Raw genomic sequence first — 1,189 nt, 5'->3', positions numbered from 1 at the left:
GGAATCGCATGTTCGAGAGCATCGGCCTGACTAAGCCGCCAACAGTTCCGCTTTCAATGCACCGCTTGGGGAGACTGTCGGGCGATCAGCGTGGAGAGTGGCCGTCCCCAGCCCGCTGAGACGCCGCGCTTGCGCGACGGGAGCCGGATGAGTATCAGTCGCCGCTCGCTCACCCGGCCCTTTCCTTTGGGGCCGCGCAGCTCGTCGGAGAGATGGCTGAGCGGTTGAAAGCACCGCACTCGAAATGCGGCATACCCGCAAGGGTATCGAGGGTTCGAATCCCTCTCTCTCCGCCAATCATAACTAATTGTTTTTATTCAACTTTTCGGAAGGCGGGAAACGCCCGACATTCCGGACGCTTGGCTTGGATTGGGGATGGTGACTTCTCGTTCTCCAAGCGGCTCGGATACTGCAGCGCGACCGGCGAGGTCGGGAAGCCTCCTTTGGAGGTTGGCCTACCTGGAAGGTAGCTGGTGGCTACGATCAAAGAGACGACGGGCCGCCCGATGAGAACGAGAAACTGACGAGCCTCATACTGTCGCCGCTGCCATCAGCGCCTGTCAGCTCTAGACGGCGCCAGACGGTGCTCAGGCAACCAACGGCTGTGAGCCAAACATCCTTAGGAATGTATAGCGAAGCTTCCAGCGCGCCGCCGGGAAGTTCGTCGGTCCGATCGTATGGCTCACCGATGTGTGGAGGCGCGCGTCCGCTGAGGCCTCCGCGATTGGGGCTTTCAGCAGTTCTGAGAAATGGCGATAGCGCGAGGCGCTACTTCATCCGATCGGCGTAGCCATCCGGCCACTGATAGGGCGGCAATGTCTGTGTCAGACCCAGGTCGGGATGATCGGCGCCTTCCCGGAAATAGGCTTCCGCGACCTGAAGGCGTCGGAGCCCTTTCGCCAAAGCCTCTGCCAACGGATGTTGCGGCAGGGGTTCGCGGCGAAATTGGCTCACCACCCACAGCCGATACGGCTTTCGGTACGCAGAATAGTTCCAGCAGTTTCCTGTCCGGAAAAGCGTGCAAACGCCTCTTTCTCCTGTCCAGACGGCGAGGCATAGCCAGACATCGGGTCTGTCTCCGTACTGGAAGTCGAAGCCCATATGCTCAATTCGGTTGGCCCCGATACGTTCGAATTCGAATTCACCGTACCGGCTCGCGCCTTTCCGACCAGTCCGACGTTCGAGTGGA

The 1,189-nt window shown here is 60.1% G+C and carries 1 protein-coding gene and 1 tRNA gene; one reads left to right on the top strand and one right to left on the bottom strand.

The features are described from left to right. Window positions 1-206 precede the first annotated feature (206 nt). Window positions 207-296 (top strand) — tRNA-Ser (locus tag QZV94_RS23215). A gap of 472 nt (window positions 297-768) precedes the next feature. Here QZV94_RS23215 and QZV94_RS23210 read toward each other — a convergent pair. After that, window positions 769-1,189 (bottom strand): hypothetical protein (locus QZV94_RS23210; protein WP_293682553.1); only part of this gene is annotated, 421 nt, incomplete at its 5' end.

This window comes from uncultured Phenylobacterium sp. (assembly GCF_902826855.1).
Taxonomy (GTDB): domain Bacteria; phylum Pseudomonadota; class Alphaproteobacteria; order Caulobacterales; family Caulobacteraceae; genus Phenylobacterium.
The sequence above is the reverse complement of the archived record's forward strand: the minus strand, read 5'-3'. Positions and strand labels throughout refer to the sequence as shown.